This window comes from Limimaricola sp. G21655-S1, assembly GCF_027213785.1.
In the GTDB taxonomy this organism is placed as follows: domain Bacteria; phylum Pseudomonadota; class Alphaproteobacteria; order Rhodobacterales; family Rhodobacteraceae; genus Limimaricola.
This window is the reverse complement of sequence record NZ_JAPWGO010000002.1, coordinates 88,103-110,206: the sequence shown is the minus strand read 5'-3', so window position 1 is coordinate 110,206 and position 22,104 is coordinate 88,103. Positions and strand designations below refer to the sequence as shown.

Sequence of the window (22,104 nt, the reverse complement as noted above, 5' to 3'; positions counted from 1 at the left end):
GGTCGCCCGGAATGGTCCGGGCACCGGTCGCAGCCTACCCGGTCAAAACAAGGACGGATCTGATGAAAACCTATGTAATCTGCTCTGGCGGGCTCGACAGCGTGTCGCTCGCCCACAAGGTCGCCGCCGAGAACGAGCTGGCCGGCCTCATCTCCTTCGACTACGGCCAGCGCCACTCGAAAGAGCTGGACTTCGCCCGCGCCGCCGCCGAGCGGCTCGGCGTGCCGTTCCACCTGATCGACATGCGCTCGATCGGCGCGCATCTGTCGGGCTCGGCGCTCACCGACGATGTCGAGGTGCCCGACGGGCATTATGCCGAGGACACCATGAAGACGACCGTGGTGCCGAACCGCAACGCGATCATGCTGACCGTGGCCTTCGGCTTAGCTGCGGCGCAGAAGGCCGATGCGGTGGCCACGGCGGTGCATGGCGGCGACCACTTCATCTACCCCGACTGCCGCCCGGCCTTCACCGAAGCCTTCGACGCGATGCAGCGCCAAGCGCTCGATGGCTACGCCGATGTCCGGCTCTACACCCCCTTCGTGCACGAACCGAAATCGGCGATCGTGACCGAGGGTGCGAAGCACGGCACGCCCTTCGCCGAGACCTGGTCCTGCTACAAGGGCGGCGAGAAGCATTGCGGCCGCTGCGGCACCTGCGTCGAGCGGCGCGAGGCGTTCCATCTCGCGGGCGTCGCGGACCCCACCGAATATGCCGATCCGGATTTCTGGGTCGAGGCCGTCGCGCGGGGGGCGAAGTGATGTACACGATCACCAAGGAATTCCACTTCTCCGCCAGCCACCAGCTCTGCGGCCTGCCGGGCGACCACCCCTGCGCCCGGCTGCATGGGCACAACTACATCGCCGAGGTGGAGCTGCAGTCCGAGGAGCTCGACGAGAACGGCTTCGTGCTCGACTACCGGGCGCTCGACCCGCTCAAGCGCTGGATCGACGATCATCTCGACCATCGCCATCTCAACGAGGTGTTCGGCCATGACGGCGTGACCTCAGAGGTGCTGGCCCGGGCGATCTACGACTGGGCCGCCGCGCGCTGGGACCAGGTCAGCGCGGTGCGGGTGTCGGAGACGCCGAAGACCTGGGCCGAGTACCGGCCCCAGCCTGGGCGGCGCGCGGCATGACCACGCTGCGCGTCTCCGAGATCTTCGGGCCGACGATCCAGGGCGAGGGCGCGCTGATCGGCCAGGCCACGGTCTTCGTGCGGCTGGGCGGCTGCGACTACCGCTGCTCGTGGTGCGACAGCCTGCACGCGGTCGAGAGCGAATACCGCCACACATGGGCGGCGATGGAAACCAAGGCGGTCTGGGACCGCATCGTCGAGCTGTCCGGCGGGCGGCCCCTGACGGTCACCATCTCGGGCGGCAACCCGGCGATCCAGGATTGCGGCCCGCTGATCGAGCGCGGGCGCGCGCTGGGCTACCGCTTCGCGCTGGAGACCCAAGGCTCGGTGGCGCGCGACTGGTTTTCCCGGCTGGAACCGCTGGTCCTGTCACCCAAGCCGCCGTCCTCGGGCGAGAGGCCGGACTGGGCGCGCTTCGACGAGTGCCTCGCCGCGGCGGGGGACGCGGAAGCGATCCTGAAGATCGTGGTGTTCGACGAGACCGATTATCTCTGGGCCCGCGAGGTGGCCGGTCGCTACCCGCAGCTGCCGGTCTACCTCCAGCCCGGCAACCATACGCCGCCGCCGCCCGAGGCCGAGGATGCCGAGATCGACATGGACGGCATCACCGACCGCATGGATTGGCTGGTGAGCCGGGCGCTGGCCGATGGCTGGTTCGAGGCGCGCGTGCTGCCGCAGCTGCACGTGCTGATCTGGGGCAACAAGCGCGGCGTCTGAAACTCAGGCGTCGTGCAATCCGCGCCGTGCGAGTACGAAGCCCGACAGGAAGGCGGCCTCGGCAAAGAGCTTCGCGCCTTCCTCGAACACCGTCATCACGTCGGCATAGAGCGGTCTTTGCGCCTCGGCGACGGCGAGCCAGTCGAGCCATTCGTCACGGTTCGAGATCGCGTCGAGACCGACTTGCAGCACCAGGAGCGCGAAGCCGAAGCCAAGCCACGGGAGCAGCCCGCGAAACCGGCGCAGCTCCGAGCGGCACAGCCACAGCACCGCGAGCCCGACCAGCCCGTAGACCGCGATGATCAGGTCGTCGAGCCGGTCGGTCAGCGCCGTCGACTTGGCCCCCGCGAGGGTGTGGATCAGCTTGTCGAGATTCTCGTGGATCTGCGCCAGATCGTCGAGCGCGAGAAAGGCGAAGCCCGCACCGATGGCGAGCCAGACGGCGCGCGGATCGCGCAGGAGCGGACGGGCGCAGTCGCGCCGGACCTTGCCGATCGCGAAGCTCGTCCACGAGATCAGGCCCAGAAGCAGCACCGAGCCATAGGTGACGATCCCGCTCTCGCGGAACTGCCAGTCCAACTGGTCGCGCCACAGCCCCAGCGCCACCGCGACGAACAGCAGCATCGCGACGCCTGCGAAGATGCCGGAAACCGGAAGACGCCCGGCGAGGGAGCTGGAATGTGCGAATGTCATGACGCCGTTACATAGCGATTGCGCGACGTCGCGCAATGCACAGGTCTCGGTGCGATTTCTTCGACTTGCGACGTTGACCGCAGCGCGGGGCGCGCTCTCATTGTCGTGACCTTGGCGCGAGCGCCGCTGACCCCGGACCCTGCATGCCCCGCGAGACCCGCGCCCGATCCATCTTTCTCCCCGGCCCGTCGCGGCTCGCGCTCCTGTCGTTCCTGCTGTTCGCCGCCTGCGAGGGGCGGCAATCGGCGCTGGTGCCGGGCGGCGAGGACGCGCGCATCCTGGGCGACCTGTTCTGGGTCATGCTCGCGGGCGCGGTGGTGCTGTGGTTCGGGATGAACGGGCTGTTCTACTGGGCCACGCGGCGCAGCCCGGCGGCGCATTCGCAGCGGATCGCCAACTGGCTGGTGATCCTGGGCGGCATCGCTTTCCCGACGGTGACGCTGAGCGCGCTGCTGGTCTATGGGTTGAGCATCATGCCCGACCTGCGCGCCACCGGCAACGGGCCGGTGATCCGGGTGACCGGGGAGCAGTGGTGGTGGCGCGTCGAATATCAGCGAGAGGACGGCAGCACCGTCATCACCGCCAACGAGATCCGGCTGCCCGCGGGCGTCCGCTCGACCTTCCTGCTCGACAGCAAGGAGGTAATCCATTCCTTCTGGGTGCCGTCCTTGGGCGGCAAGATGGACATGTTTCCCGGCCGGGTGAACGAGATGACGCTCGGCCCCGAACGCCCCGGCATCTATCGCGGCCAATGCGCCGAGTTCTGCGGCGAAAGCCACGCCTGGATGGCCTTCGAGGCCGAGGTGATGGAACCCGAGGCTTTCGAGGCATGGCTCGCGGCCGAGGCCGCCCCGGCAGTGACGCCCGCGAGCGCGGAGGCGGCCCGGGGGGCGGCGCTGTTTTTGTCGCAGGGCTGCGGCGCCTGCCACGCGGTGCGCGGCACGCCCGCCGTGGGGCGGGTGGGGCCGGATCTCACCCATGTCGGCTCGCGCCATTCGCTCGCCGCCGGGCGGCTCGGCACGAGCCCCGAGGATTTCGCCAAGTGGGTCGCCAACCCGGGCGCCTGGAAGCCCGGCGCCGAAATGCCCGCCTATGACCACCTTACGGGCGAACAGATCGACGCGATCGCCGCCTATCTCGAGGGCCTCGAATGACCGACCGAAGCATCCCCGCGGGCGACCTCGCGCCACGGGGCATCTATCCCCCGACCGAGGAGATGCTGAACGAACCGGTGCCGCGCGAGGTCCGCGAGAGGCAGGAAGAGAACCTGCGCCGTGCCTGGAAGACGCCCGAGGGCTGGCGCTACTGGACCGCCGTGAACAACTCCGAGGTCGGCGTCTGGTACACCATGACCGCCTTCGTCTTCATGCTGATCGCGGGTGTCATGGCGCTGCTGATGCGGTTGCAGCTCTGGGTGCCGGAGAACGACCTGATCTCGGCCGACATGTTCAACCAGCTCTTCACCATGCACGGCTCGGCGATGATGTTCCTCTTCGCCGTGCCGATGTTCGAGGCGATCTCGATCCTGATCCTGCCCGCCTTTCTGGGCGCGCGCGACATGCCGTTCCCGCGGCTCTCGGCCTATGGCTACTGGGCCTTCCTGATCGGCGGCATCTTCGTGATCGGCTCGATCCTGTTCTCGGCGGCGCCCAAGGCGGGCTGGTTCATGTATCCGCCGCTCGCCACCATCGAGCTTGGCATCGGCTCGGACATCTGGCTGCTGGGCCTCAGCTTCATCGAGGTGGCCTCGATCGCGGCGGCGGTCGAGCTGATCGTCGGCGCGCTGAAGTGCCGCCCGCCCGGCATGCGCGTCAACGTCATGCCGCTCTACGCGTGGTACGTGCTGGTGGTCGGCGGCATGATCCTGTTCGCCTTCCCGCCGCTGATCGCGGGGGATTTCCTGTTCGAGCTGGAGCGCTCGTTCGACTGGCCGTTTTTCGATCACACGCGCGGCGGCGACCCGATGCTGTGGCAGCACCTGTTCTGGATCTTCGGCCACCCGGAGGTCTACATCATCTTCCTGCCCTCGATCGCCATCGCCGCGATGATCGTGCCCACGGTCGCGCGCCGGCCGATCCTCGGCTATTCATGGATCGTGCTCTCGGCGGTGGGGACCGGGTTCTTGAGCTTCGGGCTCTGGGTGCACCACATGTTCACCACCGGCCTGCCCAACATGTCGCTGGGGTTCTTCTCGGCGGCCTCCGAGGCGGTGGTGATCCCGACCGGCATCCAGCTCTTCGCCTTCGTCGCGACGCTGATCGCCGGCAAGGTGGTCATGACGCTGCCGATGCTGTGGATCGCGGGCGCTCTGGCGATCTTCACGGCGGGTGGCCTGACCGGCGTCATGGTCGCGATCGCGCCCTTCGACTGGCAGGTGCACGACACCTATTTCATCGTGGCGCACCTGCATTACACGCTGTTCGGCGGCATGGTCTTTCCGGTGATCGCGGGGGTCTATTACTTCTTCCCGTTCTTCCGGAAGAAGATGCTCTCCGAGCGGCTGGGCCGCTGGTCCTTCTGGCTGATCTTCACCGGCTTCAACATCACCTTCCTGCCGATGCATCTCACCGGCCTCCTCGGCATGCCGCGCCGGGTCTACACCTATCCCGAGGGGCTTGGCATCGACTGGCTCAACCAGATCTCGACCGTGGGCTCGTTCATCGTCGCCGCCGGTTTCGCGGTTTTCGCCTGGGACATCGTGCGCCCGAAGAAGGACCAGCCGCAGATCGAGCGCAACCCGTGGGGGGCCGGCACGCTGGAATGGAGCCACGAGATCCCCGAGACCAAATGGGGCGTGCGCTCGATCCCGCACATCACTTCGCGCTATCCGCTCTGGGATCAGCCCAAGCTGGTCGAGCGCATGGATCAGGGGCGCTACTACCTGCCCGACGCCGAGGAGGGGCTGCGCGAGACCATTGTGACCAGCGTGATCGACGCGCGGCCGATCCAGGTGCAGCGGGTGACCGGCCCGGCCTATATCACGATCTGGGCGGCGGCCTTCACCGGCGGTGCCTTCATCCTGCCGACCTTCCACATCTATGGCCCGGCCATCGTCTCGGCGGCCTTCGCGGTGGTCTGCATCCTCTACTGGCTCTGGACCTCGACCGCGCGGCCGCCGGAAAAGGACATGAAGGATGTGGGCCTCGGCCTCAGCCTGCCGACCTATGCCGCCGGGCCGCAGGCGGTGGGCTGGTGGGCGGTCTGGATCACCATGCTGGGCGATGCCACCGCCTTCGCGTCGCTGGTCTTCGGGGTGTTCTTCTACTGGACCTCGAACACCGCCTTCCCGCCGCCGGGGGCCGAGCATGCCAACGGCTATCTCGTCGCGCTCTCCACCGCCGCCTTCGCGGCCGCCTGGGCGCTGACGCGCGGCGCACGCGGGTTGAACCGGGCCGGCCGGGTGGGGTCGGCGCGCGGGGCGCTGGCGGTGGCGCCGCTCCTGACGCTGGCCGGGATGGGTGGCTTCATCCTGTCGGTCATGGATCTCGACCCCGCCAGCCATGTCTATCCGGCGATGATGTGGGCGCTGATGGTCTGGGTGGTGGCGCATGGCATCGTCGGCACCATCATGCAGCTCTATTGCCTCGCCGGCAGCCTTTTCGGCAAGCTGACCCCGCGCTATGACGCGGATCTGTGGAACGTCACGTTGTTTTGGCACTTCCTGGGGCTGACGGCGCTGGTGACCGGCGCGATGATGGGTATCGTGCCCCGGCTGATGTGAGGGAGGGCCGCATGGAGCGCAGCGATCATGACCGGCCCTCGCATCCGCGCGAGGACGAGCACGAATTCTCGGAAGAGCGCGAGAGCCTGTGGCGGATCACGCTCGGGCCGACGATCTGGGCCTTCCACTTCTTGATCAGCTACGCGGCGGTCTCGGTCTACTGCTTCAAGTTCGAGCGCATGTTCTCGATGGGCGCGTTGCGCATCGCCCTGATCGCGATGACCGTCGCGATGCTCGCCGCGATCGCCTGGATCGGCTGGCGCGCCTTCCTGCGCTGGGACGTGCGCGACACCGGCGAATTCTCGAACCCCGAGGGCAGCGCCGAGGACCGGCACCAGTTTCTCGGCCATGCGGGGTTCCTGCTGGCGCTGGTGTCGTTCATCGGCGTGGTCTATGACACGCTGCCCCTGATCATCCTCGGAACCTGCCGGTGAGGCCCGGCGCGATCAGGCCGGTGCCGATGATCCTCGGGCTGGGGCTTCTGGCCGCCGTCTGGGTCGCGCCGCTCGAGATGTGGCTCGGCGCCTCCTTCGCGGGGCACATGCTGCGGCACATGACCATCGTGGCGCTCGCCGCGCCGCTTCTGGTGCTGGGCTGGCCCGCGCTGGGCCGGGCCTTGGCGCTGGGCCCGCTGATCGCCGCAGCGCTCGAATTCGCGGTGGTCTGGGCCTGGCACCTGCCGCGCGCCCATGCGCTGGCCTATCGCTCCGAGGCGGGTTTCGCCGCCGAGCAGGCCAGCTTTCTGCTGGCGGGGCTGCTGGTCTGGGCCGGCTGCCTGCGGGCCGGGCATCCGCTGGCCGGGGCCGGGGGGCTGCTGCTCACATCGATGCACATGACGCTTCTGGGGGCGCTGTTGATCCTCGCGCCGCGCGATCTCTATTCCGCCTGGTGCGGGCTGATGCCCGATCTGGGCGGCCAGCAGCTTGGCGGCATGCTGATGCTCGGGATCGGCACGCCGGTCTATCTCGTGGCGGGGCTGGCGCTCACCGCCCGCGCCGTGAAGGAAAGGGAGGCCGCGGCATGAAGCAGCGGACCAGGACAGTTCTCGTCACGCTCGCCGTGCTGGCGGGGCTGGGCGCGGCGGCGGGCGGTGCCACCATTGCCTTCGGGCTCTACAACGTGTCGGCGCGCGCGGGCCACCTGCCGCCGACCTACTGGGCGCTGCACACCACCTATCGCAACGCCGTCGATCTCTATTCCGGCCACCCCGAGACGCCGGCCCCCGATCTCGACGATCCGGCGCTGATCGAGCTTGGCGCGCGGCATTTCGAGACCGCCTGCGCCATGTGTCACGCCGTGCCCGGGCGCGACCGCACCGCCACCATCCTCGGCATGAACCCGGTGCCGCCGCACATCACCGAGGCGGTGGGTAGCTGGAGCCCCGAAGAGCTGCACTGGATCCTCTACGAAGGCGTGAAGATGTCGGGCATGCCGCAATGGCCCTCGCAGCGCGGCGACGACGTCTGGGCCGGGGTCGCCTATCTGCGCGCGATCCAGAAGGGCGAGGTGACGCCCGAGCGGCAGGCCGAGCTGACCGCGCTGGCCGAGAGCGGCGGCCCCGAAGGCGCGGCGTGGTGCGCGGGCTGCCATGGCGGCGTCACACGCCACGTGCCACGGCTCGACATCTTCGAAGCCGATTACATCGAGGCCGCGCTCTTGGCCTATCGCGAGGGGCGGCGCGAGAGCGGGATCATGCAGCATGCGGCCTCGGAACTGGCCCCCGACCAGCTGCGCGCGCTTGCCGAATGGTTCGCGGAGGCGCCCCGGGACGAAACGGGCGGGGTCCGGGCGCATGACCCCGAAACGCTGGCGCTGGGCGAGCGGCTGGCGCGGGCGGGCTCCGACGACGTGCCCACCTGCACCGCCTGCCACGGGCCGGGGCCGCGCGACCTCGAAGGGCTGGGCGGCGAGGCGCTGCAGGGGGATTTCCCGCCGCTCGCCGGGCAGGACGAGGCCTATCTGGTCACCCAGCTCCGGCTGTGGCGCGACGGGGTGCGCGGCGGCACCGAGGTCTACAACCTGATGCGGGTCGCGGCGCAGGATCTGGAAGAGGCGGATATCGAGGCGCTTGCCGCCTGGTATGCCTCGCTCGATCCGGGGCGCGGCACGGTCGAGGCGCCGGACGACGCATCCGCGCCCGGCGGTCATGACGGGCCGGGACCGAACCCGCTGCGCCGGCCCGCCGATCACTGATCATCGCTTTCATGTTGCAAGCGCCTGACATTTTGGTGTGTTGCGCCGATATCGCCGCACAGGCACTACCCTGTGATCGAAGCCGGGCGATGCGATCCGGCGGCATCGACGGGAGGAGCAACATGAAGCGGATGATGACAGGGATCATTGGGGCGCTGATCCTCGCGGGCGGCGCGGCCCGGGCGCAGGAGGGCGATGCGCTGCTCGAGATGAGCTGGGAGGAGATCGTCGAGACGGCGCGCGGCGGTGAGGTCAACGTCTTCATGTGGGGTGGGGCCGACAACATCAACGCCTATGTCTCCGACTACATCGGCGGCCGTCTCGAGGAGGAGTACGACATCACGCTCAACCGCGTGCCGCTCACCGACACCGCCGAGGCGGTGAACATCGTGCTGGGCGAGGTCGAGGCGGGCGCGACGACGGGCGCGGTCGACATGATCTGGATCAACGGCGAGAATTTCCGCACCATGAAGCAGGGCGACCTCGCCTGGTGCGGCTATGTCGACAAGCTGCCCAACGCGGCGCTGGTGAATTTCGACAACCCCGCCATCGCCAATGATTTCGGCACGCCGGTCGAGGGCTGCGAGGTGCCATGGAGCCGGGTGCAGTTCGCCTTCGCCCACGACACCGCCCGCACGTCCGAGCCGCCGCGCTCGATCCCCGAGCTTCTGGCATGGGTCGAGGCCAATCCGGGCCGCTTCACCTATCCCGCGCCGCCCGATTTCACCGGTGCCGCCTTCGTGCGCCACGTCTTCACCCATGTCGCGGGCGGGCCGGATGCGCTGATCGGGCCGTTCGACCGAGCCAAGTTCGACGAGGTGGCCAAGGAAACCTGGGAGATCCTGAACGGGATCGAGCCGCATCTGTGGCGCGAGGGCGTGACCTACCCGACATCGATCACCCAGCTGCAGCAGATGTTCGCCAATCAGGAGGTGGACCTGTTCTTCACCTACGACCCGGCCGAGGTCGGCACGGCGGTAGTGAACGGGATCTTCCCCGAGACCGCGCGCTCCTACGGGTTGAGCGACGGCACGCTGGCCAACACCAACTACATGGTGATCCCGGTCAACGCCGCGAACAAGGCGGCCGCCTTGGTGACCCAGAACCTGCTGCTGTCGGCCGAGGCGCAGCTCGAAAAGGCGCAGCCTGAGGTCTGGGGCGCGGCCACGGTGATCGAGCCCGACCGCGCCCCGGACGAGGTGCAGGCGGGCTTCGCGGCGCTGGAACGGCACCCCTCGGTGGTCTCGATCGAGGAGCTGGGGCAGGCGGCGTTGCCGGAGCTGCAGGCCGACTGGACCTCGGCGATCGAGGATGGCTGGATTCGCAACGTCGGCAACTGAGATGATCGGGCGCGGGCATCCATGGCTGTCGCTCGCGCCCGCGCTTGGCGTGATCGCGGTGCTGTTCGGCGGCGGCCTCGCGCTGGGGCTCGCAGGCTCCTTCGGCATGGGACGCGGCGGCGCCAGCGGTGACGCTTGGATCGCGGTGCTGTCCGAGGGCCGGGTCTGGCGTTCGCTCGGCCTGTCGCTCTGGATCGCCTTCGCCTCGACCGCGCTCTCCTGCCTGATCGGCCTCGGCGCGGCGCTGCTGCTGCGGCGCAGCTTTCCGGGGCAGGGGCTGGCGCGGCTGCTGTTCCAGATCAACCTCACCATCCCGCACGCGGTGGGCGCGCTGGGCATCCTGTGGCTGCTGTCGCAATCGGGCTTCGTCGCGCGGCTCTCGGCGGGCGCCGGGCTGATCGACGGACCCGCGGGCTTTCCCGCGCTGACGCAGGACCGTTTCGCCATCGGCATCATCGCCCATTACGTCTGGAAGGAGGTGCCCTTCATCGGGCTGATCCTCCTCGCCAACATGCAGAGCCTGGGCGACGACCCCGAAAGCGCCGCGCGCTCGCTCGGGGCCACGCCCTTCGCGGCGATGCGGCTGGTGCTGCTGCCGCTGCTGATGCCGGCGCTGATCCGCGCCGGCGCCATCGTCTTCGCCTTCTCCTTCGGCGCCTGGGAGGTGCCGGTGCTTCTGGGGCAGAGCGCGCCCACGGCGTTGCCGGTGCTGGCGTGGCAGCGCTTCACCGACCCCGATCTCGCGGCAAGACCCGAGGCGATGGCGCTGGCGATGCTGATCGCGCTGGTATCGGCGGTGCTGATCCGCGCCGCCTTCGCGGGGCGGAACCGTTGAGCCCGCGGCTGCGCATGCTGCTGGGGCTGGCGCTGATCGTGGCTCTCGTCGCGCCGCTCTTGCCGCTGGCGCTGTGGTCGGTGGCGCGCGGCTGGTTCTTTCCGCAGATCCTGCCCGCTAACTGGACCATCGAGCCTTGGATGCAGGCCTTCGCGCCGCGCTCGGAGATCCCCGGCGCACTCGCCACCACGACGCTGATCGCCCTTGCCGCCGCGGCGCTGGCGCTGGGCTTGGGCATTCCGGCGGGCCGGGCGCTCGGGCTCTACCGGTTTCGCGGCAAGGCTCTGGTCGAGCTGGCGCTGCTGGCGCCGGTGATCGTGCCGGGCATCGCGGTGGGGCTGGGCATCCACGGCGTGTTCCTGCGGCTGGGCCTCACCAACTCGGTGCCGGGCGTGGTGCTGGTGCATCTGGTGCCGACGCTGCCTTACGTGATCTTCGTGATGTCGGGCGTCTTCGCCAATTACGACGCCGAGGCCGAGGCGCAGGCCCGCAGTCTCGGGGCAAAGCCTTTGCAGGTGCTGTGGCACGTGATGCTGCCCGCCATCGCGCCGGGCATCGTCGTGGCCGGGCTCTTCGCCTTTCTGGTGTCGTGGTCGCAATACATCCTAACGCTGACCATCGGCGGCGGTCGGGTGGTGACGCTGCCCTTGCTGCTCTATGCGCAGGCGGGCGCGGGGCGCAACGACCAGGCCGGCGTTCTGGCGATGCTGAGCCTCGGCCCGGGCCTCGTGATCCTCGCCCTCGTGGCGCGGCAGCTGACGGGGCGCGGCATGGCCATCGGAGGGACGCGGTGACGCGGCTGACGCTCAACGACCTGCATCTGCGCCATCCGGGCGCGGAGCGCCCGGCGCTCGACGCGCTCTCGCTCGAGGTGGGGAACGGCGAGATGCTGGCCCTGCTCGGCCCCTCGGGCTGCGGCAAGACCACTGCGCTGCGCGTCATCGCCGGTCTGATCGCGCCCGATGCGGGCGAGGTCCGCTTCGACGGGCTGTCGGTGCTGCACCTGCCGCCCGAGCGGCGCGAGGCGGTGCTAGTGTTCCAGTCGGGTCAGCTCTTCGCGCATATGGACGTGACCGCCAATGTCGGCTTTGGCCTGCGCATGCAGCGACGCCCGAAGCGCGAGATCGCGATGCGCGTGGCCGAGGCGCTGGAACAGGTGCAACTCGAAGGCCTGGGGCACCGTTGCCCGCACGAGTTGTCGGGCGGCCAGCGGCAGCGCGTGGCGCTGGCCCGCGCGCTGGTCCTGAAGCCCGGCCTGCTGCTGCTCGACGAGCCGCTGTCGTCGCTCGACGCGCATCTGCGCACTGAGATGCGGGCGCTGATCCGGCGGCTTCAGCGCGAGACCGGTATCACCACGCTGGTCGTCACCCATGACCAAGAAGAGGCGGCGGTGCTGGGCGACCGGGTCGCCTTGATGCTGGGCGGCCGCATCCACCAGATCGGCGCGGGGGCGACGCTGTGGAACCGGCCCGCCGATCTCGAGGTGGCGCGGTTCTTCGGCGGCTGCAACTTCATCCCCGGCCGTTCCTCGGGCGGCGCGTTCGACTGCGCGCTGGGGCGGCTGGCGCTGCCCCATGCCGCGCCTGCGGGGGAAGGCTGCCTGACGCTGCGCCCCGAGGCGATCGAGACCGGCGAGGGCGAGAACGCGGTGACGCTGCGGGTGATCGAGACCCGCTTCGAGGGGCTGCTCACCCGGATCACCGCCGAGGTCGCCGGGCTTCGGCTGGAGGCGCTGATGCGGGCGGGCGCCGCGCGCGGTGCCATGCCCGGGCAGGACATCCGCTGGCGGCTCCCGCGCGAGGCGCTGTGGGTGCTGCCGGGCGTCTGAGCCTTCCCGCGCGGGACTGACACATTGCCGCACGACCAAGTGAGAGCCGGGCTGGTGACGCCCCGGGCGGCGGCTGATAGCCTCGCCGGACCAAAGGAGTTTTTCCATGTTCTCAGCCGAGATGATCCTCGACGCGACGCTTCTCCCCGCGATGATGATCGCGCTGACGGCGGGGCTCCTGTCCTTCCTCAGCCCCTGCGTGCTGCCGATCGTGCCGCCCTATCTGGCCTATATGGGCGGGGTGTCGGTGACCGATCTCGCCGCACCCGCGCGCGAGCGGCGCCGGGTGATGACGGCGGCGCTGTTCTTCGTGTTGGGGCTGTCGACGGTCTTCTTGCTGCTGGGGGTCGCCTTCTCGGCGTTGGGGCGGATGTTCCTGCAGTTCCAGGACTGGTTCAACATCATCGCTGGCATCACCATCATGGTCTTCGGCGCGCATTTCACCGGCGTCATCCGCATTCCCTTCCTCGACCGCGAGGCACGGATCTCGGGCGGCGACAGGGGCGGCTCGGCCTTCGGCGCCTACGTGCTGGGTCTGGCCTTCGCCTTCGGCTGGACGCCCTGTCTCGGCCCGATCCTCGGCACCATCCTCGGGCTGGCCGCGACCGAGGCCGAGGTGACGCGCGGCGCGGCGCTGCTCGCGGTCTATGCCGCCGGGCTGGGCATCCCGTTCCTCTTGGTCGCGGCATTCTTTCCCAAGCTGACCGGCGCGATGTCGTGGATGAAGCGGCACATGGGGCGGATCGAGCGGACATCGGGGCTGCTGCTATGGACCGTCGGCCTGATGATGCTCACCGGCCAATTTTCCGATTTCAGCTTCTGGCTGCTCGAGACCTTTCCGGTGCTCGCGGCGCTCGGCTGAAGCCCGGTTTCGGCCTTATGGTCGCCGGTTTCCTCGTCTAGTCTGGCGCCATGACGGGAGGGGCCATGGACGGATCGAGACCGGGACGGGTGCGCAGGCGGCGGGTCTTCTACATCCCCGGCTTCGACCCGATCCACCCGCGCCGCTACCGCGAACTCTATCGCCGCGAAGCCGCCGCGCAGGCGGTTGTCTCGGGATTCGACCTGACCCTGTCTCCGGCGACCGGCCGCCGCTTCGGCTGGAATGTCGAGGCCCGGATCGAAGGCTCCGAGCAGCGCGCCGAGTTCGAGGTGCTGGTCTGGTCGGACATCGTGCGCGAGCAGATGCGAGGCGGCGTCGCCGCGACCTATGCACAGCTTCTCAGGACAGCGTGGACCTACATCGCGAGCGGCGCGCTGCCGCGCCTGATGCGGCTTCGAAAGGGGCCTGTGATCGCCGCGCTCTATCCGGTGGTCATGCTGCTTCTGCAGCTTGGCCTCGCGCTCGGGTTCGGGGCGTTGGGGGGGCGTCTCGCTGAGCGGCTCATGGCCGCCTCGGGGGCGCCGTCGGCCCTCGTCTTCTGGCCCGTGCTGGCCCTGACGGCTTGGGGCGCGCTGCACTGGTTTCGTCGGAACGACCGTAGGTTCTTCGCCTATTACCTGATGCATGATTACGCCTTCGCCGCCCGCTGGCGCGGCGCCAATCCGGACGCGCTCGAGAGGCGTCTGGCACAGTTCGCCGATCGGATCGCGGCGGCGCTGCACGAGGATGTCGACGAGGTTCTCGTGGTCGGGCATTCCTCGGGCGCGCATCTCGCCGTCTCGGTGCTGTCGGACCTGATCCGCGCGAGCCGGGTGCCCGCAGGCGGCCCGGCGCTGGGGTTCGTGTCGCTGGGGCAGGTGGTGCCGATGATGTCCTTTTTGCCCGAGGCGCGTCGCCTGCGCGCCGATCTCGCCTATCTCTCGACCCGGGATGAGCTGACATGGCTCGACGTGACCGCCCCGGGCGATGGCTGCGCCTTCGCGCTGTGCGACCCGGTGGCGGTGTCGGGGGTGGCCCCCGAGGGACAGCGCTGGCCACTGGTGGTCTCCGCGGCCTTCACCCGGACACTGAGCCCGGCCCGCTGGCGCGAGTTGCGCTGGCGCTTCTTCCGGCTGCATTTCCAATATCTCTGCGCCTTCGATCGCCCCGGCGATTACGACTATTTCCGCGTCACCGCCGGGCCGCTGACGCTGGCGGCGCGCTTCGCCGAGCGTTCGCCGTCGCGCCAGGCGATCCGCAGGCCGCTCTCGCCCCATGTGACCACCGCCGCATGAACCCGCTGCCGCCCAAGCCCGTGCCCCGCGCGCCGCGCGTATCGCTCTGGCGGCACCTGAAGCTGTTTCGCGCCGATATCCTCTCGGCCCAGCCGGCTCGGCTCTACCGCGCCTGGATGGCGGAGTTTCGCACCCCGTTCTTCCGATCGGTACTGATCAATGATCCGGCGTTGCTGCGGCTGGTGCTGAAGGAGCGGCCGCACGATTTTCCGAAATCCGAACGGATCGGCGCGGGTCTGCGGCCGCTGCTTGGCGCTTCGGTGTTTCTCACCAATGGCGCGACATGGGAACGACAGCGGCGGATCATCGATCCGGCCTTCGAGGGCGGTCGGCTGAAGGAGAGCTTTGCCGCCATGCGGGCCGCAGGTGCTGCGGCGGTGACGCGGCTGGCGCCCTTGGCCGACGGGCGCGCGGTCGAGATCGAGGAACAGGCGAGCCATGCCGCTGCCGACGTGATCTTTCGCACGCTGTTCTCGTTGCCGATCGAGCATGAAACGGCCCGGGCCACCTACCAGTCCTTCCACGCCCATCAACGCAGCCAGCCCTTGCTGAACCTGGCCGCGTTCGTGAAGGGGCCTGTCTGGATGCCGCGGCTGCATTCGCGCGAAACCCGCGCCACCGCGCGGCGGATCAGGGCGCTGATCGCCGGGCTGGTCGAGACGCGGGCGGCGGAGATCGCGGCAGGCACGGCACCGCGCGATCTCGCCACCAAGATCATGACTACGCCGGATCCTGAAACCGGCGCGCGTTTCTCGCGCGAAGAGATGGTCGACCAGGTGGCGATCTTCTTTCTGGCAGGGCACGAAACCAGCGCGGCCAGCCTTGCCTGGACGCTCTACCTGCTCGCCACGCATCCTGGGATCCAGGACCGCGCTGCCGCCGAGGCACGAGGTTTTTCCGGTGCGTTCTCTGGGCTGTCCGGCTTGCAGCTCATCCGAGACTGCGCGCGTGAGGCGCTGCGCCTTTACCCGCCGGTGCCGATGATGGTGCGCGAGATGCTCAAGCCCGAGCGCTTCCGGGAACGATCCCTGCGGCGAGGCACGCAAGTAGTGTTGTCGCCTTGGCACCTGCATCGGCACGAGCGGTTCTGGGAAAACCCGGATCATTTCGACCCGGATCGTTGGGGCCGGGTCGAGACAAAGGAAAGCATGCGCTGTGCCTACATGCCCTTCAGTGCGGGGCCGCGGGTCTGTCCCGGTGCAGGCTTCGCGATGGCCGAGGCGGCCATGCTGTTGGCGGCGCTGCTGTCGCGCTTCCGCTTCGAGGCGGTCGAGGGCGATGCGCCCGTGCCGGTGGCGCATCTGACGGTGCGCGCCAGGGGCGGTATCCGGTTGCGGGTGACGGAACGCGGCTAGCCGGAACCTTTGAAGGTTCCGGACCGAATTCTGCGAAGAATTCGGATCACAGGATCCGCCGGATCGGCTCGCGATTGCAGAAGATCACGAATTGACCCGCATTCTCCACCACCGAAAAGCCGCGCCGGCGCATCTCCGCGAGGAACGCTTCGCGCCCGACATAGCGCTCCACGTCCCGGGTCTTGCGACGCAGCACGCCACCTTGCACGGCGCTTCTGGCGCTGAACATGTGTGTGAGCCAGGCTTCGGGCGACAGAGGGGCAGGAATGCTATGCATTCCTGCATCTCGGCACGAAATGCCTAACGATCCATGACCCGTTGCAGCACGAAGACCCGGATTGCCGAAGCGAGGCCGACATCACCGCGCGCTTCGTCGATTTCGGCCGCGAGGCCGTTGATCGTGCGCCGCTCGCGGGCGGCGATGTCGCGAAAGACCCGCCAGAAGGCGTCCTCCAGCGACACGCTGGTACGGTGTCCCCTGAGCGTCAGCGAGCGTTTCACGGGGCGGCCGTCACTCATCGTCGCGGCGATGTCCGTCGAGCCGCTGCGCCGCCGCCTTGGCCTCGGCCGCGTCGCGGTCCTTTTCGGCCTTGCTGCGGCCGAACTTCGCGGCATTGGCGTCGGCGCGGGCTTTCTTCTCGGCCCGCACCTTGTTCTTCCTGAACTGGTTCAGGTTCACCGGCTTCATTTCGGGCCGATCATCTCCTCGGGACGCACCACCCGGTCGAAGGTCTCGGCATCGACGAAGCCGAGGTTGATCGCCTCTTCCTTGAGCGTCGTGCCGTTCTTGTGCGCGGTCTTGGCGACCGTGGTGGCGTTGTCGTAGCCGATGGTGGGCGCCAGCGCGGTCACCAGCATCAGGCTTTCGCGCATCAGCTTGCCGATCCGCTCCTCGTTGGCCTCGATGCCGGCGACGCAATTGTCGGTGAAGGCCACCGCGGCATCACCCAGAAGCTGCATCGACTGCAGCACGTTGTAGGCGATCATCGGCTTGTAGACGTTGAGCTCGAAATGGCCCTGCGACCCGGCGAAGCCAACGGCGGCGTCGTTGCCCATCACATGCGCGCAGACCTGCGTCAGCGCCTCGCATTGGGTCGGGTTGACCTTGCCGGGCATGATCGAGGAGCCGGGCTCGTTCTCGGGCAGCATCAGCTCTCCGAGGCCGCAACGCGGACCGGAGCCCAGAAGGCGGATGTCGTTGGCGATCTTGAACAGGGAGCCCGCGACCACCCGCAGCGCGCCCGACATCTCGACCATCGCGTCATGCGCGGCCAGCGCCTCGAACTTGTTCGGGGCGGTGACGAAGGGCAGTCCGGTGATCTTCGCCATGTTCTCGGCCACGGTCTCGCCCCAGCCCTGCGGCGTGTTGAGCCCGGTGCCCACGGCGGTGCCACCCTGCGCCAGCTCGTAGATCGCCGGCAGCGCCGCCTTGAGGCGGCGGATGCCCATCGCGACCTGATGCGCGTAGCCGCCGAATTCCTGGCCCAGCGTCAGCGGCGTCGCATCCATGGTATGCGTGCGGCCGATCTTGATGATGTCCTTGAAGGCCTCGGCCTTGGCCGCCAGTTCGGCGTGCAGCTTCTCCAGCCCCGGCAGCGTCACGTCGCGCGCGGTGGTGGCGACGGCGATGTGCATCGCGGTGGGGAAGGTGTCGTTCGAGGACTGGCCCATGTTGACATGGTCGTTGGGGTGCACCGGGTCCTTGGAGCCGATGGTGCCGCCCAGGATCTCGATGGCGCGGTTCGAGATCACCTCGTTGGCGTTCATGTTGGATTGGGTGCCCGACCCGGTCTGCCAGACCACCAGCGGGAAGTGATCGTCGAGCTTGCCGGCCACCACTTCGGAGGCCGCCTGGATCATCGCATCGGCGAGGCGGGCATCGAGCTTGCCACGCGCCTTGTTGGCCTCGGCGCAGGCCTGCTTGATCACGCCCAGCGCGCGGACGATCGCCACGGGCTGCTTTTCCCAGCCGATCGGGAAGTTCAGGATCGAGCGCTGCGTCTGCGCGCCCCAGTAGCGGTCCGCGCGGACCTCGAGCGGGCCGAAGCTGTCGGATTCGGTGCGGGTGGGGCTAGTCTGGCTCATCGCGATCTCCCTGGTATGCCGTCGCATGCCATCTACCGCGTGGGCCGCCTCCGGGGCAATTGCCAAATCGCCGCCGGCCAGACGCTCAGGACTTGCGGAAGCTGTCGAGGCTGACGACTTGGGCGGCGCCCTTCTTCGGCGCCTCGTCCTCATCCTCTGGCTCGGCCATTTCCTGCATCGGCGCCTCCTCGTCGGCGTCTTCCTCGTCATCCTCCTGGTTCTCGAAGCGCAGGCCGAACTCAACCGAGGGGTCGACGAAGGTGCGGATCGCGTCGAAGGGGATGTAGAGCGGCTCGGGGCTGTCGCCGAAGTTGAGCGTGACCGAGAATCCCTCGTCGGTGACGGTGAGATTGTCGAACCAGTGCTGGATCACGATGGTCATCTCGCCCGGGTAGCGGTCCGAAAGCCAGTCCGCGATCTCCACGTCGGGATGCATGGTATCGAAGGTGATGAAGAAGTGATGCTTTCCGGGCAGGCCTTCCGCGGCCACCCGCGTCAGCACCTGTTGGATCAGCCCGCGCATCGCCCGATGCATGAGGTTTCCGTAGTCGATCGAGCGGTTGGCAGGCCGGGTCACGTCGCGTCATCCTTTCGCAGTCCGGGCAAGCATAAGGGATTCGAGGCCGGATGAAAGGGGGCAAGGGGTCAGGGCGGGTCGGCACGGCCCATCACCCGCACCAGTTCCCGGCGCAGCTTCATCCGGATCGCCTCGGGATATTCGCGATGCCCGCGCGCGGTGAGCACGAAGCCGTCGCGGGTGGCGACGCGGCTGCGGTAGAACCCGGTGATCGCGAGGCCGAGGCTCTCGATGGCGAGCCCGTTGATCGTCACCCCCATCGCCTCGGCCCGGCGCTGCGGCCCGCCGACATCGCCGCCGTCATTGGGCGTGCCGTCGCCGGAGACGTCGATCACCTTGCGGTGGCAATCGGGGGCGCGCTCCATCAGATGCAGCGCCGCCGACAGCGCCTCGGCCGGGGCGGTGCCGCCCATCACGAAGGCGCGCGGCGTGGCGCGGATCTCGGCGGCGAGCCGCGACAGCGCCGCATGGTCGGGCGGCTGGCGCCAATCGCTGGTGACGCGCTGCTGCGACGAGTCCGACCATTGCAGCACCGCGAGCGCCACTTGGCCCGTGAGCACCGCCTCGATCACCACCGGATCCTCGAGCGCGTCGGCCAACCCGTCGACCTGCAGCCGGTATTCGGCCTCGTCCACCGAGTTGGACACGTCCATCGCGAGCAGAAGCGCGGTGTCGCAGGCTCGCGCCGAGGCAGGCCAGGACAAGCAGGCGAGGGCGAGAGCAAGAAGCGGAAGCCGGGCCATGACCCATGCTGCACCGGGCAATGCGGGCCGGGCAAGTCGCTTCGCGGCAGACCGATGAAATGAGCGGGAAAAGTGCAGGCTTCTGTTGCCAGGTGCCTGCGAACCCCGCCTTACGCTGCTAGGCGCAAGGACTTAAGTTTCGGCAACCCGGACTGCTTAAGCAGCCAGAGCCATAGCCGGAGCACGGTTGTCGTTGGCAACTGTACAATTTTGGACCGATATCGGTGGTACCTCACCGAGACAAAGCCACCTCTTTACACGTTCGTCGATCCTGTTTCGGCCCCATCTGCCCCCAACGAGGGATGTTTGGTGGAGCCGCCGGGTACCGCCCCCGGGTCCGATCCGCTTATTACAGGCGCGTTTATGTCCATAGTCCCCGAAGGAACATGGCGAATATAGGGGGGCGGGCGCGGCTTGAAAAGGGGGCCGCGCGCGAAAGCGCGGCCCCCATCCCGGATCAGAAGCCGGACTTGATCATCTCGAAGGTCTCGGCGTGCTGCTCGCGCAGCGCGTTCGAGATCGGCAGCTGCGCCAGCACCGGCACCTCGATCTGCTCGAGCCCCGAGGCGGTCAGCGTCGCCTCGTCGATCTCGCCCAGCGCCGCGGCGTTGGCCGAACCGAAGCCCGCCTCCAGGAGCGGCATCGCCGCCTCGGGGGCCAGCATCGCGTTGATGTAGTCATAGGCGAGATCCTCCTCGCCCGGCGCATCCTTCATGTTGACATAGCCGCACAGCCACAGCGACGAGCCCTCAGCGGTCTCGCGCTGGAAGCCGATCGGGCGGCCTTCCTCGACCATGGTCGGATAGGTCTCGTTCCAGGCCCAGCTCACCAGCACCTCGCCGGTGGCCATCAGCTGGCTCAGCTCGGCCGGGTCGGTCCAGTAGGTGCGCAGGTTCGGATGCACCTCGCGCAGCCAGTTCGAGGCGGCCTCGAACTCGGCCTCGCCGGCCTCGGTCCAGTCCGTGGTGCCGGTGGCCAGATAGGCCAGCGCATAGGCGTCGTCGACATTGTCGGGCAGCGCCATGCGGCCCGCAAATTTCGGGTTCTTGAAGACCTCGAGCGAGGCCACGTCCTCCTCGGCGACCTCGTCGGGGTTGTAGGCGATGGCGGTGGAGCCGAAATCGGTCGGGATGAAATAGACCTCTTCGGTTTCGCCGCCGACCTGCTGGCCGGTCAGGTTCTGGTCGAGCGTGTCCCAGGCCTCGATCCGCGACGTGTCCCAAGGCTCGATCAGCCCGCTCTCGGTCCATTTGGTGACCGAGCCCGCGCAGATATGGGTGATGTCGGCCTGGAAACCGGCGCGCAGTTTCTGGAACGCCTCCTCCTCGTCGCCGAAGAAGGAGTAGGTCGGCTCGCCATGCGCTTCGCCATAGGCGGGATGGAAGGACGGCTCCTCGAAGCCCGGGTAGTCGAGGATGGTGAGATTGCCGTCCTGCGCGGCGGCGGCGGTGGCGAGGGCGGCGAGGGACGCGGCTCCGAGAAGGCGAGATAGGATCATGCAATCGCTCCAGTTGGTTGCGCGGCAACCGCGCATCTGCCGAAGCCTAGAAGCGGCCCCTCGCCGCATCAAGAGCGATGAGCGCCCCGGCGATTGCACCGTGCCGCGCGACATGCATTCATGCCCGCGACGACAACGCGGCCCGAGGGAGGATTCCGATGTTCAAGGCGCTTTTGGTCGAGAAGGACGAGGCGGGCGCGACCCATGCCTCGGTGCAGGAGCTCGATGACGCCCGCCTGCCGGAGGGCGACGTGACCGTCGCGGTCGAATATTCCACGCTCAACTACAAGGACGGGCTGTGCATCGGCCCGGGCGGCGGGCTGGTGCGCAATTACCCGCATGTGCCGGGCGTCGATTTCGCCGGCACGGTCGAGGCCTCGGACGATGCCCGTTACAAGCCCGGCGACAAGGTGATCCTGACCGGCTGGCGCGTCGGCGAGGCGCATTGGGGCGGCTACGCCACCCGCGCCCGGGTCAAGGCGGACTGGCTGGTGCCGCTGCCCGAGGGTCTGTCGACCCGCGACGCGATGGCGGTGGGCACCGCCGGTCTCACCGCGATGCTCGCGGTGATGGCGCTCGAGGCGCACGGGTTGAAGACCGGGCAGGGGCCGGTGCTGGTCACCGGGGCGGCGGGCGGCGTCGGCTCGGTCGCCACCGCGATCCTCGCCTCGCTCGGCCACGAGGTGGCCGCGGTGACGGGCCGACCGGAAACCGAGGATTACCTGCGCGATCTCGGCGCCGCCTCGATCGTGCCGCGCGCCGAGTTGAACGAGACCACCAAGAAGCCGCTCGAGAGCGAACGCTGGGCGGGCTGCATCGACGCGGTCGGCGGGGCGATGCTGGCGCGGGTGCTGGGCCAGATGAACCACGGCGCCTCGGTGGCGGCGGTGGGTCTGGCGGGCGGCGCCGACCTGCCGGCCAAGGTGATCCCGTTCCTGCTGCGCGGCGTGAACCTGCTCGGGATCGACAGCGTCATGCAGCCCTATGAGAACCGCGTCACCGCCTGGGAGCGGATCGCCCGCGAGTTGCCGATGGAAAAGCTGCGCGCGATGATCCGGCCGGCGCGGCTGGGTGATCTGCCCGAGCTGGGCGCGGAGATCCTCAAGGGCCAGGTGCGCGGCCGGGTCGTGGTCGACGTCGCCGGCTGAGACGCGGTGCCGACACGCATCGGTTGACCCCGTGACGCGTGGCGTCACGGGGTCGCATTCCGTGATATCATGTGACA

At 68.7% G+C, this 22,104-nt stretch carries 24 protein-coding genes and 1 other RNA gene; 16 read left to right on the top strand and 9 right to left on the bottom strand.

What is annotated here, in order from left to right; translation table 11 throughout:
* Positions 1 to 62: 62 nt before the first annotated feature.
* The 3 genes from queC to queE are packed head-to-tail and all read left to right on the top strand — an operon-like array spanning position 63 to position 1,854.
* Positions 63 to 761, top strand: coding sequence for a 7-cyano-7-deazaguanine synthase QueC (gene queC, locus O4G76_RS02955; RefSeq protein ID WP_269395922.1), 699 nt, complete (start codon positions 63 to 65; stop codon positions 759 to 761).
* Complete coding sequence (locus O4G76_RS02950) at positions 761 to 1,138, top strand: 6-carboxytetrahydropterin synthase (protein ID WP_269395921.1); 378 nt, start codon at positions 761 to 763, stop codon at positions 1,136 to 1,138. The genes queC and O4G76_RS02950 overlap by 1 nt, the downstream gene beginning before the upstream one ends.
* Positions 1,135 to 1,854, top strand: a complete 720-nt coding sequence (gene queE / locus O4G76_RS02945; protein WP_269395920.1) for a 7-carboxy-7-deazaguanine synthase QueE — start codon at positions 1,135 to 1,137, stop codon at positions 1,852 to 1,854. Before O4G76_RS02950 ends, queE begins: the two co-directional genes overlap by 4 nt.
* Positions 1,855 to 1,857: 3 nt before the next feature.
* Here queE and O4G76_RS02940 read toward each other — a convergent pair whose 3' ends face one another.
* Positions 1,858 to 2,547, bottom strand: coding sequence for a hypothetical protein (locus O4G76_RS02940; protein WP_269395919.1), 690 nt, complete (start codon positions 2,545 to 2,547; stop codon positions 1,858 to 1,860).
* A 143-nt stretch (positions 2,548 to 2,690) separates the two neighbouring features.
* Here O4G76_RS02940 and O4G76_RS02935 point away from each other — a divergent pair, with 143 nt between their 5' ends.
* From O4G76_RS02935 to O4G76_RS02880, 12 genes are all read left to right on the top strand, one after another.
* The gene (locus tag O4G76_RS02935) at positions 2,691 to 3,701 is read left to right on the top strand and encodes a c-type cytochrome (protein ID WP_269395918.1); all 1,011 of its coding nucleotides are present in this window, start codon (positions 2,691 to 2,693) and stop codon (positions 3,699 to 3,701) included.
* Positions 3,698 to 6,268 (top strand): cytochrome c oxidase subunit I, encoded by a 2,571-nt coding sequence (gene ctaD / locus O4G76_RS02930; protein ID WP_269395917.1) that lies wholly within the window; start codon positions 3,698 to 3,700, stop codon positions 6,266 to 6,268. The genes O4G76_RS02935 and ctaD overlap by 4 nt, the downstream gene beginning before the upstream one ends.
* An 11-nt stretch (positions 6,269 to 6,279) precedes the next feature.
* Entirely contained in the window at positions 6,280 to 6,702 is a 423-nt protein-coding gene (locus O4G76_RS02925) for a hypothetical protein (protein ID WP_269395916.1), read from the top strand.
* Positions 6,703 to 6,728: 26 nt separating this feature from the next.
* The gene (locus O4G76_RS02920) at positions 6,729 to 7,292 is read left to right on the top strand and encodes a cytochrome c oxidase assembly protein (protein WP_269396160.1); all 564 of its coding nucleotides are present in this window, start codon (positions 6,729 to 6,731) and stop codon (positions 7,290 to 7,292) included.
* Complete coding sequence (locus O4G76_RS02915) at positions 7,289 to 8,461, top strand: c-type cytochrome (RefSeq protein WP_269395915.1); 1,173 nt, start codon at positions 7,289 to 7,291, stop codon at positions 8,459 to 8,461. The genes O4G76_RS02920 and O4G76_RS02915 overlap by 4 nt, the downstream gene beginning before the upstream one ends.
* 134 nt (positions 8,462 to 8,595) lie before the next feature.
* Complete coding sequence (locus O4G76_RS02910; RefSeq protein ID WP_269395914.1) at positions 8,596 to 9,801, top strand: ABC transporter substrate-binding protein; 1,206 nt, start codon at positions 8,596 to 8,598, stop codon at positions 9,799 to 9,801.
* Between the two features lies 1 nt (position 9,802).
* Entirely contained in the window at positions 9,803 to 10,636 is an 834-nt protein-coding gene (locus O4G76_RS02905; RefSeq protein ID WP_269395913.1) for an ABC transporter permease, read from the top strand.
* Positions 10,633 to 11,430: an ABC transporter permease gene (locus O4G76_RS02900; protein ID WP_269395912.1), complete on the top strand. Its 798-nt coding sequence runs from the start codon at positions 10,633 to 10,635 to the stop codon at positions 11,428 to 11,430. Before O4G76_RS02905 ends, O4G76_RS02900 begins: the two co-directional genes overlap by 4 nt.
* A complete protein-coding gene (locus O4G76_RS02895; RefSeq protein WP_269395911.1) occupies positions 11,427 to 12,464 on the top strand; it encodes an ABC transporter ATP-binding protein in 1,038 nt (345 codons plus the stop codon). The genes O4G76_RS02900 and O4G76_RS02895 overlap by 4 nt, the downstream gene beginning before the upstream one ends.
* 106 nt (positions 12,465 to 12,570) lie before the next feature.
* Positions 12,571 to 13,326, top strand: a complete 756-nt coding sequence (locus O4G76_RS02890; protein WP_269395910.1) for a cytochrome c biogenesis CcdA family protein — start codon at positions 12,571 to 12,573, stop codon at positions 13,324 to 13,326.
* A 65-nt stretch (positions 13,327 to 13,391) separates the two neighbouring features.
* Positions 13,392 to 14,621: a hypothetical protein gene (locus O4G76_RS02885; protein WP_269395909.1), complete on the top strand. Its 1,230-nt coding sequence runs from the start codon at positions 13,392 to 13,394 to the stop codon at positions 14,619 to 14,621.
* The gene (locus tag O4G76_RS02880) at positions 14,618 to 15,976 is read left to right on the top strand and encodes a cytochrome P450 (RefSeq protein ID WP_269395908.1); all 1,359 of its coding nucleotides are present in this window, start codon (positions 14,618 to 14,620) and stop codon (positions 15,974 to 15,976) included. The genes O4G76_RS02885 and O4G76_RS02880 overlap by 4 nt, the downstream gene beginning before the upstream one ends.
* Before the next feature lie 46 nt (positions 15,977 to 16,022).
* Here the strand turns inward: O4G76_RS02880 and O4G76_RS02875 are convergent, their stop codons facing one another.
* The 8 genes from O4G76_RS02875 to O4G76_RS02840 all read right to left on the bottom strand — a co-directional run bounded on the left by O4G76_RS02875 (position 16,023) and on the right by O4G76_RS02840 (position 20,879).
* Positions 16,023 to 16,205 carry an N-(5'-phosphoribosyl)anthranilate isomerase gene (locus tag O4G76_RS02875; RefSeq protein ID WP_306467175.1) on the bottom strand — a complete coding sequence of 61 codons (183 nt, stop codon included), beginning with the start codon at positions 16,203 to 16,205 and terminating at the stop codon, positions 16,023 to 16,025.
* Between the two features lie 71 nt (positions 16,206 to 16,276).
* Complete coding sequence (locus tag O4G76_RS02870) at positions 16,277 to 16,495, bottom strand: ribbon-helix-helix domain-containing protein (protein WP_269395906.1); 219 nt, start codon at positions 16,493 to 16,495, stop codon at positions 16,277 to 16,279.
* Positions 16,488 to 16,664 (bottom strand): DUF4169 family protein, encoded by a 177-nt coding sequence (locus tag O4G76_RS02865; protein WP_269395905.1) that lies wholly within the window; start codon positions 16,662 to 16,664, stop codon positions 16,488 to 16,490. Before O4G76_RS02865 ends, O4G76_RS02870 begins: the two co-directional genes overlap by 8 nt.
* Positions 16,661 to 18,061 carry a class II fumarate hydratase gene (fumC, locus tag O4G76_RS02860; protein ID WP_269395904.1) on the bottom strand — a complete coding sequence of 467 codons (1,401 nt, stop codon included), beginning with the start codon at positions 18,059 to 18,061 and terminating at the stop codon, positions 16,661 to 16,663. Before fumC ends, O4G76_RS02865 begins: the two co-directional genes overlap by 4 nt.
* Before the next feature lie 85 nt (positions 18,062 to 18,146).
* Positions 18,147 to 18,596 (bottom strand): SspB family protein, encoded by a 450-nt coding sequence (locus O4G76_RS02855; protein ID WP_269396159.1) that lies wholly within the window; start codon positions 18,594 to 18,596, stop codon positions 18,147 to 18,149.
* Positions 18,597 to 18,706: 110 nt separating this feature from the next.
* Positions 18,707 to 19,381: a DUF1194 domain-containing protein gene (locus O4G76_RS02850; RefSeq protein WP_269395903.1), complete on the bottom strand. Its 675-nt coding sequence runs from the start codon at positions 19,379 to 19,381 to the stop codon at positions 18,707 to 18,709.
* A gap of 71 nt (positions 19,382 to 19,452) precedes the next feature.
* Positions 19,453 to 19,806: a transfer-messenger RNA gene (gene ssrA / locus O4G76_RS02845) on the bottom strand.
* Positions 19,807 to 19,838: 32 nt separating this feature from the next.
* Positions 19,839 to 20,879: an ABC transporter substrate-binding protein gene (locus tag O4G76_RS02840; RefSeq protein WP_269395902.1), complete on the bottom strand. Its 1,041-nt coding sequence runs from the start codon at positions 20,877 to 20,879 to the stop codon at positions 19,839 to 19,841.
* Positions 20,880 to 21,037: 158 nt separating this feature from the next.
* Here O4G76_RS02840 and acuI point away from each other — a divergent pair, with 158 nt between their 5' ends.
* Positions 21,038 to 22,027 (top strand): acryloyl-CoA reductase, encoded by a 990-nt coding sequence (acuI, locus tag O4G76_RS02835; protein ID WP_269395901.1) that lies wholly within the window; start codon positions 21,038 to 21,040, stop codon positions 22,025 to 22,027.
* The last annotated feature ends 77 nt before the right edge of the window (positions 22,028 to 22,104 follow it).

Excerpts from the sequence above, each read along its gene's own strand:
- queC (WP_269395922.1), top strand. The coding sequence starts at position 63 with ATGAAAACCTATGTAATCTGCTCTGGCGGGCTCGACAGCGTGTCGCTC.
- O4G76_RS02950 (WP_269395921.1), top strand. The coding sequence starts at position 761 with ATGTACACGATCACCAAGGAATTCCACTTCTCCGCCAGCCACCAGCTC.
- queE (WP_269395920.1), top strand. The coding sequence starts at position 1,135 with ATGACCACGCTGCGCGTCTCCGAGATCTTCGGGCCGACGATCCAGGGC.
- O4G76_RS02940 (WP_269395919.1), bottom strand. The coding sequence starts at position 2,547 with ATGACATTCGCACATTCCAGCTCCCTCGCCGGGCGTCTTCCGGTTTCC.
- O4G76_RS02935 (WP_269395918.1), top strand. The coding sequence starts at position 2,691 with ATGCCCCGCGAGACCCGCGCCCGATCCATCTTTCTCCCCGGCCCGTCG.
- ctaD (WP_269395917.1), top strand. The coding sequence starts at position 3,698 with ATGACCGACCGAAGCATCCCCGCGGGCGACCTCGCGCCACGGGGCATC.
- O4G76_RS02925 (WP_269395916.1), top strand. The coding sequence starts at position 6,280 with ATGGAGCGCAGCGATCATGACCGGCCCTCGCATCCGCGCGAGGACGAG.
- O4G76_RS02920 (WP_269396160.1), top strand. The coding sequence starts at position 6,729 with ATGATCCTCGGGCTGGGGCTTCTGGCCGCCGTCTGGGTCGCGCCGCTC.
- O4G76_RS02915 (WP_269395915.1), top strand. The coding sequence starts at position 7,289 with ATGAAGCAGCGGACCAGGACAGTTCTCGTCACGCTCGCCGTGCTGGCG.
- O4G76_RS02910 (WP_269395914.1), top strand. The coding sequence starts at position 8,596 with ATGACAGGGATCATTGGGGCGCTGATCCTCGCGGGCGGCGCGGCCCGG.
- O4G76_RS02905 (WP_269395913.1), top strand. The coding sequence starts at position 9,803 with ATGATCGGGCGCGGGCATCCATGGCTGTCGCTCGCGCCCGCGCTTGGC.
- O4G76_RS02890 (WP_269395910.1), top strand. The coding sequence starts at position 12,571 with ATGTTCTCAGCCGAGATGATCCTCGACGCGACGCTTCTCCCCGCGATG.
- O4G76_RS02885 (WP_269395909.1), top strand. The coding sequence starts at position 13,392 with ATGGACGGATCGAGACCGGGACGGGTGCGCAGGCGGCGGGTCTTCTAC.
- O4G76_RS02880 (WP_269395908.1), top strand. The coding sequence starts at position 14,618 with ATGAACCCGCTGCCGCCCAAGCCCGTGCCCCGCGCGCCGCGCGTATCG.
- O4G76_RS02875 (WP_306467175.1), bottom strand. The coding sequence starts at position 16,205 with ATGTTCAGCGCCAGAAGCGCCGTGCAAGGTGGCGTGCTGCGTCGCAAG.
- O4G76_RS02870 (WP_269395906.1), bottom strand. The coding sequence starts at position 16,495 with ATGAGTGACGGCCGCCCCGTGAAACGCTCGCTGACGCTCAGGGGACAC.
- O4G76_RS02865 (WP_269395905.1), bottom strand. The coding sequence starts at position 16,664 with ATGAAGCCGGTGAACCTGAACCAGTTCAGGAAGAACAAGGTGCGGGCC.
- fumC (WP_269395904.1), bottom strand. The coding sequence starts at position 18,061 with ATGAGCCAGACTAGCCCCACCCGCACCGAATCCGACAGCTTCGGCCCG.
- O4G76_RS02855 (WP_269396159.1), bottom strand. The coding sequence starts at position 18,596 with ATGCATCGGGCGATGCGCGGGCTGATCCAACAGGTGCTGACGCGGGTG.
- O4G76_RS02850 (WP_269395903.1), bottom strand. The coding sequence starts at position 19,381 with ATGGCCCGGCTTCCGCTTCTTGCTCTCGCCCTCGCCTGCTTGTCCTGG.
- O4G76_RS02840 (WP_269395902.1), bottom strand. The coding sequence starts at position 20,879 with ATGATCCTATCTCGCCTTCTCGGAGCCGCGTCCCTCGCCGCCCTCGCC.
- acuI (WP_269395901.1), top strand. The coding sequence starts at position 21,038 with ATGTTCAAGGCGCTTTTGGTCGAGAAGGACGAGGCGGGCGCGACCCAT.